Raw genomic sequence first — 13,715 nt, forward strand, 5'->3', positions numbered from 1 at the left:
CCATGTTCGCACCTGTCTATTTTGACTACAACGCCACCACCCCGCTGGATTCACGGGTGCTGGAAGCCATGCTGCCGTACTTGACGCAGCAGTATGGCAATGCCTCCAGCCGCCATGAATACGGCCGTGCGGCGCGGCGGGCGATAGACGAGGCAAGGCAGCGTGTGGCGCATGCCGTCGGGGCGCATCCGACAGAGGTGGTGTTTACTAGCGGCGGTTCAGAAGCCAATAATTTATTTATCAAGGGTGCGGCGGCTTTGTTGCCAAAGGGCACCGTGGCGATCTCTGCCATTGAGCACCCCTGCGTGCGTGAGCCGGCGCGGCAACTGGTGCGTACTGGCTGGCGCTTGCGCGAGATCGCAGTAGATGCCGAGTGCCGTGTCACCAGCGCCGACTTTTTTGCAGCGTTGGCCGAAAAGCCGGCAGGGGGTGCCACACTGGTTTCGGTGATGCTCGCGAACAATGAAACCGGCGCGATACAGAATGTAGTTCAAATGGCGGCTCAACTGGCGGCGCAGACTAAATCGACAAGTGCCTTGTTCCATACCGATGCCGTGCAGGCTTTCGGCCGCGTGCCGGTAGATTTTCGCGCCCTCAATGTGGCAGGTGTGCATGCCATGACGGTGTCCGCACACAAGATTGGCGGGCCGAAAGGTGCCGGTGCTTTGGTTCTGGATAAGCGGCTTGAATTGCAGCCGTTCATTGCGGGCGGTGGGCACGAGCACGGCTTGCGTTCGGGCACCGAGAATGTGGCAGCGATTGTTGGTTTTGGCCTGGCGGCGGAACTGGCTGTTGCCCATCAGCAAACCCAAGCCACCACCTTGCGCGCTTTACGTGCAGAATTAGAAGCAGGTTTGTCTACCTTAGGCGCGCATGTTTTTGCCGCGCAAACAGACCGCTTGCCCAACACAAGCTATTTTGCGCTAGCTGATGTCGATGGCGAAACCCTGGTGGGTCGGCTGGATCGTGCAGGTTTTGCGGTCGCCGCAGGAGCGGCTTGCTCCAGCGCCAACCCGGCACCTTCGCACGTGCTGTTAGCTATGGGCATTCAGCCAGCGTTAGCGCGAGGAGCAGTGCGTGTGAGCCTGGGTGCGGGGACAACCCAGCAGCAGATACATGATTTTCTCAGCGTGCTTAAAACCACGCTGGGGCAACTTAAGGCATTGGTCGCAGAAGCGTGACCACTGTGACTACTCGCTGAAATGGAGAAGCTGAAAATGAAACTACCGATCTATCTCGATTATTCTGCGACCACGCCGGTTGATCCGCGTGTGGCGGCAAAAATGATTCCCTGGCTGACTGAGCACTTTGGCAATCCGGCCTCGCGTTCCCACGCGTATGGCTGGGAAGCAGAAAAAGCCGTGGAGGATGCACGTGAAGAAGTCGCTAAACTGGTCGGCGCGGATGCCAAGGATATTATCTGGACATCCGGCGCGACGGAATCCAATAATCTGGCCATCAAAGGCGCTGCGCATTTTTATGCCAGTAGCAAGGGTAAACACATTGTCACCGTGACAACAGAGCACAAGGCGGTGCTGGATACCGTTAAAGAACTCGAGCGTCAGGGGTTTGACGCGACCTATCTGGTGCCGCAAGAAGATGGTCTGGTAACGCCCGCGCAATTTGCTGCGGCGCTGCGCCCGGATACGGTGCTGGCGTCTGTGATGATGGTGAATAATGAAATTGGCGTGATTCAGCCGATCGCTGAACTGGGTGAAATTTGCCGCGAAAAAGGGGTTATTTTCCATGTCGACGCTGCGCAGGCAACCGGCAAAATGCCGATTGATTTAACGACGCTGAAAGTTGATTTGATGTCATTTAGCGCGCATAAAACCTATGGTCCAAAAGGTGTAGGTGCCCTGTATGTGCGCCGCAAACCACGCATCCGACTGGAAGCACAAATGCATGGCGGCGGGCATGAGCGCGGCTTGCGTTCTGGCACGCTGGCCACCCATCAGATCGTCGGCATGGGCGAGGCGTTTCGCCTCGCGCGGCTTGAGATGGCAACAGAAAATGAACGGATCCGCATGCTGCGTGACCGCCTGATGAACGGGCTGATGGATATCGAGGAAATTTATGTCAATGGCGATTTGACCCAGCGTGTGCCACACAATCTCAATTTAAGCTTTAACTATGTTGAGGGCGAGTCGCTGATCATGGCGATCAAGGATATCGCCGTATCGAGTGGTTCGGCATGTACTTCAGCCAGCCTTGAGCCATCGTACGTGTTGCGTGCGCTCGGGCGGTCAGATGAGTTGGCGCATAGTTCGATCCGCTTCACCTTGGGTCGATTCACAACGGAACAAGATGTTGATTTCACGGTCAAATTACTGCACGAGAAAATTGGCAAATTGCGCGAGTTGTCCCCCCTGTGGGATATGTTCAAAGAAGGAATTGACCTTAACACCGTGCAGTGGGCTGCACATTAATACGGGAGAATTATCATGGCATACAGCGAAAAAGTACTGGATCATTACGAAAACCCGCGCAATGTGGGGTCTTTTAACAAGGATGATGAGGACGTGGCAACCGGCATGGTCGGTGCCCCCGCCTGCGGCGATGTGATGAAGCTGCAAATCAAGGTGGGTAAGGATGGCGTTATCGAAGATGCCAAATTCAAGACCTACGGCTGTGGTTCGGCAATCGCCTCGTCTTCCCTGGTGACCGAATGGGTCAAGGGTAAGACGCTAGACCAGGCGCTGGAAATCAAGAACACGCACATCGCCGAAGAGTTGGCTTTGCCGCCGGTAAAAATCCATTGTTCGATTCTTGCAGAAGACGCGATCAAGGCGGCGGTTGCTGATTACAAGCAGAAGCGGGGCGGTTGATCATGTCGGTTACTTTGTCCGAGCCAGCGGCACAACACGTGGCGGGGTTTCTTGCCAAGCGCGGCAAGGGGGTCGGTATTCGTCTCGGCGTCAAGACCTCCGGCTGTTCAGGCTTGGCGTACAAGCTTGAATTTGCCGATGATGCGCTGCCTGAAGATCTGGTGTTTGAAAGCCATGGCGTCAAGGTGCTAATCGACCCCAAGAGCTTGCCTTATCTTGAAGGGACGGAGTTGGACTATGCGAAAGAAGGCCTGAATGAGGGCTTTAAGTTCAATAATCCCAACGTCAAAGGCGAATGCGGTTGCGGCGAATCGTTTACAACAACGACCTGAGTGGCTGTCGATGAGTGTGCAAGATTCCCTGCCGGGGGCTAAGTTTTCGGCGGATCACTTTGCGTTGCTTGATTTACCGCGACAGCAAGGATTGGATAGTGACGAGCTTGATCAGCGGTTTCGCAGTCTGCAGGCATTAGTGCATCCTGACCGATATCTGCAAGCGGGTGACGCACAACAGCGCTTGGCCATGCAGTGGGCAACCCGCGTTAACGAGGCGTATCAAATACTCAAGTCCCCTGGGCAGCGGGCGCTCTATTTACTCACTCTACTGGGTTTTGATCCGCAGGTAGAAAGTAATACGGCGATGCCAACTGCATTTTTGATGCAGCAGATGGAATTACGTGAAGAAGTCATGGCGGCACGTGCAGCAAGTGATGAAGACTCTCTGGAAGTCGCACACGCGACGCTACTCCGTGATATCGCCGAGGCGCATCAGCAGTTGATTACGCTCATTGATCATCAGCATGACTACAAAGCGGCCGCTGACCTTGTGCGAAAACTCATGTTTCAGGAAAAACTGTTATACGAAATTAACGACGCGCTCGAAGCCGTCACGTCTTAAAAATACTATGGCTCTTCTGCAAATTGCTGAACCGGGTGAATCGGTTGCGCCTCACCAGCATCGCCTGGCGATTGGCATAGATCTCGGCACGACCAACTCGCTGGTGGCTACCGTGCGTAGTGGCATGAGTGTGGTGTTGAGCGATGAGAAAGGCCATCCCCTATTACCCTCGGTGGTTCGGTATACCGCCAATGGCGATGTTGACGTAGGCTATGCGGCTGAGGCATGGAAATCCCTTGACCCTAAAAATACGATTGTGTCTGTCAAACGATTCATGGGGCGAGGGCACGCGGATATTGTGCACAGCGAAACCCTGCCCTATGATTTTGTTGATGCCGAGGGGATGGTCAAGATCAAGACGGTGGCTGGAATCAAAAGCCCGGTAGAAGTCTCGGCTGACATTCTCAAAACCTTGCGCTTGCGTGCCCAAGCCGCGCTGGGTGGCGAGCTCACCGGAGCCGTGATTACCGTGCCCGCTTACTTTGATGACGCGCAGCGCCAGGCGACAAAAGACGCAGCGCAGCTGGCCGGCTTGAATGTGTTGCGCTTGTTGAACGAGCCGACGGCTGCGGCCATTGCTTATGGTCTGGACAATGCAGCTGAAGGCATCTACGCCATTTTCGATTTAGGCGGTGGCACGTTCGATATCTCTATTTTGCGTCTTGCCAAAGGCATTTTTGAGGTGCTCGCCACCGGCGGAGATTCCGCACTGGGTGGGGATGATTTTGATCATCGCGTGTTTTGCTGGATCATCGAGCAAGCAGGACTCAAACCGTTAACGCTACACGATACCCGCCTGTTACAAGGGCATGCGCGAGAAGCGAAGGAATATCTCTCACAGCATGGCGAAGCGCCGATTACCGTTAAGCTCAGCAGCGGTGAATATGTCGATCTGGTGCTCACCACGGATGTATTCACCGAGATCACGCTGACGCTGGTGCAAAAAACATTATCCGCTACTAAAAAGGCGCTGCGCGATGCTGGCCTGACGGTAGCCGAAGTGCGTGGCGTGGTGATGGTTGGCGGTTCAACACGCATGCCGCAAATTCAGTGTGCCGTGGGTGAGTTTTTCAAGCAGGAGCCACTTAACAATCTTGACCCGGATAAAGTGGTTGCGCTGGGCGCTGCCATGCAGGCTAATTTGTTGGCGGGCAATCGTGCAGCGGGCGACGACTGGTTATTGCTGGATGTGATTCCGTTATCACTCGGGTTGGAAACCATGGGCGGCCTGGTTGAGAAAGTCATCCCGCGTAATTCGACCATACCCGTTGCGCGCGCCCAGGAGTTCACGACGTTTAAAGATGGCCAAACCGCCATGTCCGTCCATGTGGTGCAAGGCGAGCGTGATCTGGTTTCGGTGTGCCGCAGCCTGGCACGTTTTGAGCTGCGCGGCATCCCGCCCATGGTGGCGGGCGCAGCGCGCATACGTGTGACTTTCCAGGTAGATGCTGACGGCCTGCTTTCGGTTTCTGCCCGCGAGCAGACAACCGGCCATGAGGCGCGTATTGAAGTCAAACCCTCATACGGTCTGACGGATAATGAAATTTCAGAGATGCTCAAGGAAAGTTTTTCTCATGCGCGTGAAGACGCTTCTCTGCGGGCGTTGCGTGAACTGCAAGTTGAGGCGAAACGCTTGCTGGAGGCAATCCGCTCCGCATTGATCAGCAGCGCCGAGATTCTTTCGCTGGATGAACGCGCGCGTATTGATGCTGCGATGGTGCATCTGCAAGGTGTGGTAGCTAGCGACGATCGTCCGGCGATTGATGCGGCCATGAAAGAACTAAACGATGCGACCGATGAATTTGCCGCACGGCGTATGGATCAAAGCGTGCAGCTGGCGCTCACCGGAAAAAATATTGACCAGGTAACGTTATGACGCAAATTATTGTTTTGCCCCATCCCGAGTTGTGTCCTGATGGCACAGTGATCGAAGCCTCTGCTGGCATCTCGGTGTGCGATGCCTTGCTTGAAAATGACATCGAAATTGAGCATGCCTGTGAAAAATCCTGCGCTTGCACTACGTGTCATGTGGTCGTGCGCGAGGGTTTTGCATCGCTTCAGTCCGCCGAAGAAATAGAAGAAGATATGCTCGACAAAGCCTGGGGGCTGGAGCCAAATTCGCGCCTTTCCTGCCAAGCGATTGTGGGGTCGACGCCTTTGGTTATTGAAATACCTAAATACACCATCAACATGGTTAAAGAGGTCAAGCGATGAAATGGACAGATAGCCTGGATATTGCGCTGGCGCTGATTGATCGCCATCCCGAGGTTGATCCAACGCGTATTAATTTTGTTGATTTGATGAACTGGGTTCTCGCTTTGCCGGGCTTTGAGGAAGACGCGACACATTGCGGCGAAAAAAAGCTGGAAGCCATTCAGCAAGCGTGGATGGACGAAGCTGAATAAGGCTGGCTAAAACCGCAAAGGCCTAATGTTTAATGTGGATCGATACCCATTGCCATCTTGATGCAGCAGAATTCGACGTAGATCGCGAGGCGGTTTCCGAGGCGGCAAGACAGGCAAACGTTTCAGTCATTGTTGTGCCGGCTGTCGAACGGGCGAATTTTGGCGCAGTGGCCTCGATTTGCCGTGAGCAACCGGGATGCGTGGCGGCGTTTGGCATCCATCCGATGGTTGTCGCCCGGGCGCGCGAAGAGGATATTCACGCGCTGCGTGAAACCATTGCCCGTGAGCAACCTGTTGCGGTGGGTGAGATTGGATTGGATCGTTTCGTTGCGGAACGCGACGACGCACAACAGCTTTATTATTTCGTCGAACAACTCAAAATTGCGCAAGAGGCCGAGTTGCCCGTTTTATTGCATGTGCGCCGCGCCATTGACCAGGTTTTGCAGCAGTTGCGGCGCGTGAAGTTAAGCGGTGATATCGGGGGTATAGCGCATGCCTTCAACGGCAGCCAGCAACAGGCAGAAGAATTCATCAAGTTAGGTTTTAAGCTGGGCTTTGGCGGGGCGATGACCTTCCCGCGTGCGCATCGCATCCGCAAACTGGCAGCGACGCTTCCGGTAGAATCCATTGTGCTGGAAACCGATGCACCGGATATGCCGCCGGAATGGAAAGTCGGCGCTCGCAACACGCCGGATCAATTGCCGCGCATTGCCCAAACGCTGGCTTTGCTGCGCGGCGTTCCCCTTTCAGTGATTGCTGAGGCCACGACGGCCAATGCTGTTGCTGTTTTGCCCGGGCTTGCTCGGCTTGTTTGATGTTTACCCCGTAACCCTGACCAGGAGATAACAATGAGCACTGTAAACTTTCGTGGCACCCCTCTTCGTGTGGATGGTGTCCTTCCTAAAGCCGGAACCAAGGCGCCCGACTTTCAACTGACCAATGGCGCGCTTGCCGATGTATCGCTGAAAGATTTTGCCGGTAAGCGCAAAGTGCTGAACATCGTGCCTAGCCTTGACACGCCGACTTGCGCGACATCCACGCGTAAATTCAACGAGCTGGCTGCCCAGCTGCCTAATACCGCCATACTCGCGGTTTCAGCCGATCTGCCTTTTGCGGCCAAGCGGTTTTGCGATATGGAAGGGCTGAAAAATGTCGCTCATTTATCTACCTTCCGTCATCCCGAGTTTCTGGCTGCCTGGGGCGTAAAGCTGGCGGAAGGTCCGATGACAGGCCTGACAACCCGCGCTGTGGTGGTTATTGATGCCAATGATCAAGTCATTCACAGTGAGCTAGTGGCTGAAATTGGTAACGAACCTAACTACGATGCCGTATTAAAAGCACTCGCTTAAATAGCGTCACGTTAGCCAGGTAACGCCGAAAAGTCGCTGGATACCACAGGCTTTATGCCCTGTGGTATCCAGCGATTTGCTTTGTCTGTCAGAGGTGCGGTCCGGGTGGTGTCCATCGCCTGTAAGCGATGCGCTAAAATTGGCGGTTGGTTCACCCATCGAGCGAACAATGAGCTCTTACTCAGCCAAGGAGATTGACTTGAAAATTCTCGTCCCGGTCAAGCGTGTGATTGACTACAACATTAAAGTACGCGTTAAAGCGGATAATACCGGCGTTGATCTGGCGAATGTCAAAATGGCCATGAATCCTTTTGATGAAATCGCGATTGAAGAGGCGTTGCGTTTGAAAGAAGCCGGTGTAGCCACCGAGGTGGTCGCTGTTTCTTGCGGTGTAACAGCGTGCCAGGAAACCTTGCGCACGGCGATGGCCTTAGGCGCTGATCGGGGCATTCTGGTTGAAACTGATGTTGAGTTACAGCCACTGGCAGTGGCCAAGTTACTCAAGGCGATCGCGCTTAACGAATCTCCACAGCTGATTATTCTGGGCAAACAGGCCATTGACGATGATGCCAACCAAACGGGCCAGATGCTGGCAGCATTAATGGGCTGGTCGCAAGCAACATTCGCCTCAAAAGTGGTGGTGGATGCGGCTGCGGGCTCTGTGACCGTGACGCGTGAAGTGGATGGTGGTTCAGAGACTCTGGCGCTGACTTTACCCGCCATTGTGACGACCGATTTGCGGCTGAACGAGCCGCGTTACGCCACCTTGCCCAACATCATGAAGGCGAAGAAAAAGCCGCTGGATGTCATCAAGCCCGAAGCATTGGGGATTGATGTCACCCCCCGGCTCACGACACTTAAAGTGACGGATCCGGCGCCACGATCGGCGGGTGTGAAGGTGGCGGATGTTGCTGAACTGATTAACAAACTCAAAAATGAAGCCAAGGTGATTGCATGAGCATCCTCGTTATTGCTGAGCACGACAATCTGACGCTCAAAGGCGCGACACGTAATGCCATTGCAGCTGCCGCCAAAATCAACACAGTGTTGTCGACGGAAATTCATGTTCTGGTGGCAGGAGTTGCGTGTGGCGATGTGGCGCAACAGGCGGCTGCCGTGGCGGGTGTTGCTAAAGTTATCGTGGCAGATGCCGCTCACTATGGCGATCAGACGGCTGAAAATCTGGCAGCGCTGATTGTTGCGCAAGCCGGTGGCCATACCCATATTCTGGCTGCTGCCACGAGTAACGGTAAAAACACTTTGCCGCGCGTAGCAGCCTTGCTTGATGTGGCGCAAATTTCGGACATCATTGCAATAGTTGATGCTGACACGTTCGTGCGTCCGATTTATGCAGGGAACGCCCTGGCGACAGTGAAAAGCGCCGACCCGGTAAAAGTGATTACCGTGCGCACGACGGGATTCGATGCGGTAGAGGCAAGCGGTGGCGCCGCGACCATTGAAGCCATTCAGGCCAGCCCTGATCTTGGTCAGGCCAGGCTGGTTAGCCGTGAGCTAACCAAATCGGCGCGGCCGGAACTCGCCGCAGCGAAGATCATTGTCTCCGGTGGCCGCGGGTTGGGCAGTGGTGAAAACTATCACAAGGTGCTGGAACCTTTGGCTGACAAACTCGGTGCGGCGATGGGCGCTTCGCGCGCGGCGGTGGATGCAGGCTTTGTATCGAATGATTATCAGGTGGGACAGACAGGCAAAATTGTCGCGCCACAACTGTATATCGCCATCGGCATATCGGGCGCGATTCAGCATCTTGCCGGCATGAAAGATTCCAAGGTCATCGTGGCCATTAACAAAGACCCGGATGCGCCGATTTTTCAAGTGGCCGATTATGGCCTGGTGGCAGATCTCTTTCAGGCTGTGCCGGAATTGGTTGCCGCACTGTAATGCATTGTCATTTTACTTTCCCTTGCTGAGGTTTTGCCGACATGAGCGACTATAACGCCCCTTTAAAAGACATGCAGTTTGTGCTGACCGAATTGGCTGGCCTGGCACAGGTCAGTGCTTTGCCGGGGTATGCCGAAGCAACGCCCGACGTGATCGAAGCCATTCTGGAAGAATCCGGAAAATTCACTCGGGATGTTCTGGCGCCGCTTAATTTCTCCGGTGATCAAGAGGGCGCGCAGTGGGCTGATAAAGTGGTCACCATGCCCCAAGGGTTTAAAGAGGCTTACGCCCAGTTTGTCGGGAACGGATGGAATGCGCTGTCTGGCAATCCGGAATTCGGTGGTCAGGGCTTGCCTAAAGTGGTTTCTGCGGTGGTGCAGGAGATGTGGCAGTCGGCCAATATGTCGTTCTCTTTGTGCCCGATGCTGACCATGGGCGGGATAGAGGCGCTTGAGCTGTATGGTAGCGAAGAACAAAAAGCGACCTACCTGCATCACATGGTTTCCGGCCGATGGACGGGCACCATGAATCTGACGGAATCTCAAGCAGGATCCGATCTGGCGGCAGTGCGTACGCGCGCGGTGCCACAGGGGGACGGCACCTACAAGCTGTTCGGGCAGAAGATATTTATCACCTATGGCGATCATGACATGGCCGAGAACACGATACATCTCGTGCTCGCCCGTACGCCCGATGCGCCCGCAGGGGTCAAAGGTATTTCGCTGTTTGTGGTGCCTAAATTTTTGGTGAATGCGGATGGCACGCCAGGCGCGCGTAACGATGTCTATGCTGTTTCGATAGAGCATAAGCTCGGCATTCATGCCAGCCCAACGTGTGTGATGGCCTATGGCGACAATGGTGGTGCGGTTGGCACGTTAGTCGGCAAAGAAAACGACGGCCTCAAATACATGTTCGTGATGATGAATGCGGCGCGCTATGCCGTCGGGCTAGAAGGCCTGGCGCTTGGTGAACGTGCGTATCAGCAGGCACTCGGCTTCGCCCGTGAGCGAGTGCAGAGCCGCGCGATTGAAGGTTCAGTGAGTAGCGTGCCGATTATTCGCCACCCGGATATCCGGCGCATGCTGTTGCTCATGCGCTCGCAAAATGAAGCCATGCGTGCGGTGGCGTATGTGGTGGCTGCTGCACTGGATTCAGCCATGCGGCATCCGGATGCCGATGAGCGCATTCGCCAACAGGCGTTTGTTGATTTAATGATCCCCGTGGTGAAAGCCTGGCTGACCGAGACGGGTAACGAGGTGACGTCACTCGGCGTGCAGATTCATGGCGGCATGGGCTTTATTGAAGAGACGGGTGCCGCACAGCACTTTCGCGATGCGCGCATCACCACGATCTATGAAGGCACGACCGGTATTCAGGCGCTGGATCTCATCGGCCGCAAAGTCGCGCGCGATGGTGGTGCCGCGCTGAATGCCTTGCTCGGCCAAATGAAAGAAACGCAGGCGAGCGTGGCCAAGCAATCGGGCGCCAGCTTCAAGGCACTGGCAGCAGCACTGCATGACGGCATTGAGGCAGTGACCACGGCAGGCGACTACATTGTTACCAACTATGCCAAGGATGTGCGCGCAGTTGCTGTTGGTGCTGTTCCTTTCCTGCGTTTGCTCGGCATTGTTTCCGGCGGCTGGATGATGGCGCGTGCCGCACTTGCAGCGCAAGCAAAAATTGTCTCAGGCGATACCGATTCTTTTTATCCTGCCAAAATCAACACCGCACATTTTTATGCCGATCACGTGATGGTGGCAACTATTGGCCTGGCCAAAGAAGTCGTGCAAGGCGGCGCTAGCGCATTAGCGTTGGACGACGCCCACTTTTAATTTGGCTATTGAAAAGTCGGCGCTGGCGATACGCCGCGAAGCAAGTCCTCTTGGGGGACGGTGCTGATCATGTCGGTTAGACCATCGGTCTGTGGTGAGACTCAGCGGTTTTATGGGCGTCGTCAACTTGCTCCTTTGCTGCGCGTTAAGTCCAATGCGGGACACTAATCGCTTGTAGTTGTTGTCTTTTCAGCCTCACCCACCAGGAGAGAATCAATGAATAAATTAGTCACGCTGCTAGTTGGCCTTGTTATGGCTACGTTTAATGTGTTTGCTGCGGTTAATGTCAATACCGCAACCCAGGAACAACTCGAGTCACTCAATGGCATTGGCCCAGCTAAAGCCAAAGCCATTATTGATTATCGCCAGAAAAACGGGGGTTTCAAAACGCTTGAAGATATTGATAAGGTGCCGGGAATTGGTGCCGGTATCATGGGTAAGATCAAAAATGACGTGACGCTCACAGGTGAAACTACCGTGAAGGTAGCAGCCAAGCAAGAGCCACGGATAAGCAGCAAGAAAGCAGAGGCCACACGATCTGCACCTGCACCAAAAGCTGAACCAGTGAAGGTGACCCCCACAGCAGCACCTGCGGTTAAGGCTGGAGAGCCAAAAGGCGATAGTAAAAACGCAGAGGTTAAAGCCGAAAAGAAAACTGCTGCCAGGACTGATAAAGAAGCGAAGAAGGCCGAACGAGAGGCTAAAAAAGCTGAAAAAGAAGCACTGAAAAGCGAAAAAAGTGGTGACGCCAAAGTGAGCAAGAAGGGCGCTAAAGCAGATAAGGCGGAAGAGAAGCAATAGTCGCTCTGTTGCATTTTCAGCAGCCATAAAAAACCCCGCTTCGGCGGGGTTCTTTATGGGGTGCGTGGCTACATCTGCTGATAAATCGGCCCTTCGCCTCCTTGCGGGGCAACCCAGTTGATGTTTTGCGTCGGGTCTTTGATGTCGCAGGTTTTGCAATGCACGCAATTTTGCGCGTTGATCTGCAAGTGCGGGTTGGCTCCGCTGGCATCGCGCACAATCTCATATACCCCCGCTGGACAGTAGCGCTGCTCGGGCGCATCGTAAAGCGCCAGATTGGTGTTGATCGGGACATCGGCATTTTTTAGTTGCAGATGACAGGGCTGATCTTCCTCGTGGTTGGTGTTGGAGAGAAAGACCGACGAGAGCCTGTCGAAAGTCAGCACGCCATCGGGCTTGGGGTAAATGATGGGCGCACAGTCAGCGGCCAGTTTGAGTTTGGTGTGATCGCTCGTGTTGTGCAGTGTCCATGGTGCCTTGCCGCGCAGCAGCACCTGATCGATGCCGAACATGAGCGAACCGGTGATCAGACCCTTCGCCATCCACGGTTTGAAGTTGCGCGCCGTGTGCAGCTCGTCATACAGCCAGGAAGCGCGCAAGGCTTCAGGATAGGCGGTAAGCTCATCGTGCGCGCGGTTAGCGGCGAGTGCCACCGCAGCGGCTTGGGCGGCCAGCATGCCGCTCTTGATTGCGGCATGGCTGCCCTTGATGCGTGAGGCGACCAGCAGCCCGGCATCGTCGCCGATCAGTGCGCCACCGGGAAAGTCCAGTCGTGGCATGGATTGCAGGCCACCTGCCGCCAGCGCGCGCGCGCCATACGCAATGCGCTTGCCGCCTTCTAGCATGGCAGCAATATGCGGGTGGGTTTTCATGCGCTGCATTTCTTCAAAGGGCGAAAGATACGGATTGCTGTAACCCAGACCGACAACAAGACCGATGGCAACCTGGTTTTCTGCCAGGTGATAAATAAAACCGCCGCCATAGGTGTCTCTGGTAAGCGGCCAGCCAGCGGTGTGCATGACCAGGCCCTTTTCGTGCTGGCTGGCTGGCACTTCCCATAATTCCTTGATGCCCAATGCGTAAGTTTGCGGGTCAGATTTTGCGCGCAGATTGAAGCAGGCTTCAATTTCCTTGCCTAAATGCCCACGACAACCTTCGGCGAACAGCGTGTATTTGGCGAGCAGTTCCATGCCCGGTTGGTAAGCCGCACTGTGTTCTCCTGTGCGCTTGACGCCCATATCGCCCGTCGCGACGCCGCGCACAGCACCGTGTTCGTCGTACAGCACTTCAGCACCGGCAAAGCCGGGAAAGAGATCAACGCCCAAGGCTTCCGCCTGCGTGGCCAGCCAGCGACACACCAGCCCCAGGCTGATGATGTAGTTGCCATGATTCTGAAAGCAGGATGGCAGCAGAAAATTGGGCACATCAACGCTGCCCTTGGGCGTGAGAAAGGTAAACCGATCACGGCTGACGGGGGTGTCCAGCGGCGCATCTTTTTCTTGCCAGTCGGGTATCAATTCGTTGAGCGCGCGCGGATCCATCACTGCGCCCGAGAGAATATGCGCACCGATTTCAGCGCCTTTCTCAATCAGGCAAACGCTGATACCCGGATTAATCTGTTTCAGTCGTATCGCTGCCGAGAGCCCTGCGGGGCCGCCCCCCACAATCAATACGTCAAATTCCATGGCTTCGCGCTGCATGTGA

The 13,715-nt window shown here is 55.0% G+C and carries 15 protein-coding genes; 14 read left to right on the forward strand and 1 reads right to left on the reverse strand.

The window, feature by feature from the left end; genetic code table 11:
- The first annotated feature begins 2 nt into the window (after window positions 1–2).
- The 14 genes from PG1C_RS03195 to PG1C_RS14880 all read left to right on the forward strand — a co-directional run bounded on the left by PG1C_RS03195 (window position 3) and on the right by PG1C_RS14880 (window position 12,011).
- Window positions 3–1,181, forward strand: coding sequence for a cysteine desulfurase family protein (locus PG1C_RS03195; RefSeq protein WP_202635985.1), 1,179 nt, complete (start codon window positions 3–5; stop codon window positions 1,179–1,181).
- Between the two features lie 36 nt (window positions 1,182–1,217).
- Complete coding sequence (locus tag PG1C_RS03200; protein WP_202635986.1) at window positions 1,218–2,429, forward strand: IscS subfamily cysteine desulfurase; 1,212 nt, start codon at window positions 1,218–1,220, stop codon at window positions 2,427–2,429.
- Window positions 2,430–2,444: 15 nt separating this feature from the next.
- Complete coding sequence (gene iscU / locus PG1C_RS03205) at window positions 2,445–2,828, forward strand: Fe-S cluster assembly scaffold IscU (protein ID WP_202635987.1); 384 nt, start codon at window positions 2,445–2,447, stop codon at window positions 2,826–2,828.
- A gap of 2 nt (window positions 2,829–2,830) precedes the next feature.
- A complete protein-coding gene (gene iscA / locus PG1C_RS03210; protein WP_202635988.1) occupies window positions 2,831–3,160 on the forward strand; it encodes an iron-sulfur cluster assembly protein IscA in 330 nt (109 codons plus the stop codon).
- A gap of 10 nt (window positions 3,161–3,170) precedes the next feature.
- Window positions 3,171–3,725 carry a Fe-S protein assembly co-chaperone HscB gene (gene hscB / locus PG1C_RS03215; RefSeq protein WP_202635989.1) on the forward strand — a complete coding sequence of 185 codons (555 nt, stop codon included), beginning with the start codon at window positions 3,171–3,173 and terminating at the stop codon, window positions 3,723–3,725.
- Between the two features lie 7 nt (window positions 3,726–3,732).
- A complete protein-coding gene (gene hscA, locus PG1C_RS03220; protein WP_202635990.1) occupies window positions 3,733–5,601 on the forward strand; it encodes a Fe-S protein assembly chaperone HscA in 1,869 nt (622 codons plus the stop codon).
- Entirely contained in the window at window positions 5,598–5,939 is a 342-nt protein-coding gene (gene fdx / locus PG1C_RS03225) for an ISC system 2Fe-2S type ferredoxin (RefSeq protein WP_202635991.1), read from the forward strand. Before hscA ends, fdx begins: the two co-directional genes overlap by 4 nt.
- A complete protein-coding gene (gene iscX, locus PG1C_RS03230; protein WP_202635992.1) occupies window positions 5,936–6,130 on the forward strand; it encodes a Fe-S cluster assembly protein IscX in 195 nt (64 codons plus the stop codon). Before fdx ends, iscX begins: the two co-directional genes overlap by 4 nt.
- A 32-nt stretch (window positions 6,131–6,162) precedes the next feature.
- Window positions 6,163–6,945, forward strand: a complete 783-nt coding sequence (locus tag PG1C_RS03235; protein ID WP_202635993.1) for a TatD family hydrolase — start codon at window positions 6,163–6,165, stop codon at window positions 6,943–6,945.
- 33 nt (window positions 6,946–6,978) lie between these two features.
- A complete protein-coding gene (gene tpx / locus PG1C_RS03240; RefSeq protein WP_202635994.1) occupies window positions 6,979–7,479 on the forward strand; it encodes a thiol peroxidase in 501 nt (166 codons plus the stop codon).
- Window positions 7,480–7,678: 199 nt separating this feature from the next.
- Window positions 7,679–8,437, forward strand: a complete 759-nt coding sequence (locus PG1C_RS03245) for an electron transfer flavoprotein subunit beta/FixA family protein (protein WP_202635995.1) — start codon at window positions 7,679–7,681, stop codon at window positions 8,435–8,437.
- Window positions 8,434–9,378, forward strand: a complete 945-nt coding sequence (locus PG1C_RS03250; RefSeq protein ID WP_202635996.1) for an electron transfer flavoprotein subunit alpha/FixB family protein — start codon at window positions 8,434–8,436, stop codon at window positions 9,376–9,378. Before PG1C_RS03245 ends, PG1C_RS03250 begins: the two co-directional genes overlap by 4 nt.
- A gap of 41 nt (window positions 9,379–9,419) precedes the next feature.
- Window positions 9,420–11,210, forward strand: a complete 1,791-nt coding sequence (locus PG1C_RS03255) for an acyl-CoA dehydrogenase (RefSeq protein WP_202635997.1) — start codon at window positions 9,420–9,422, stop codon at window positions 11,208–11,210.
- A 216-nt stretch (window positions 11,211–11,426) separates the two neighbouring features.
- A complete protein-coding gene (locus PG1C_RS14880; protein WP_202635998.1) occupies window positions 11,427–12,011 on the forward strand; it encodes a ComEA family DNA-binding protein in 585 nt (194 codons plus the stop codon).
- 68 nt (window positions 12,012–12,079) lie between these two features.
- On the opposite strand, the gene PG1C_RS03265 is transcribed toward PG1C_RS14880, so the two are convergent.
- Window positions 12,080–13,711: an electron transfer flavoprotein-ubiquinone oxidoreductase gene (locus tag PG1C_RS03265; RefSeq protein ID WP_202635999.1), complete on the reverse strand. Its 1,632-nt coding sequence runs from the start codon at window positions 13,709–13,711 to the stop codon at window positions 12,080–12,082.
- Window positions 13,712–13,715: the final 4 nt, after the last annotated feature.

The organism is Rugosibacter aromaticivorans, assembly GCF_000934545.1.
GTDB lineage: Bacteria > Pseudomonadota > Gammaproteobacteria > Burkholderiales > Rhodocyclaceae > Rugosibacter > Rugosibacter aromaticivorans.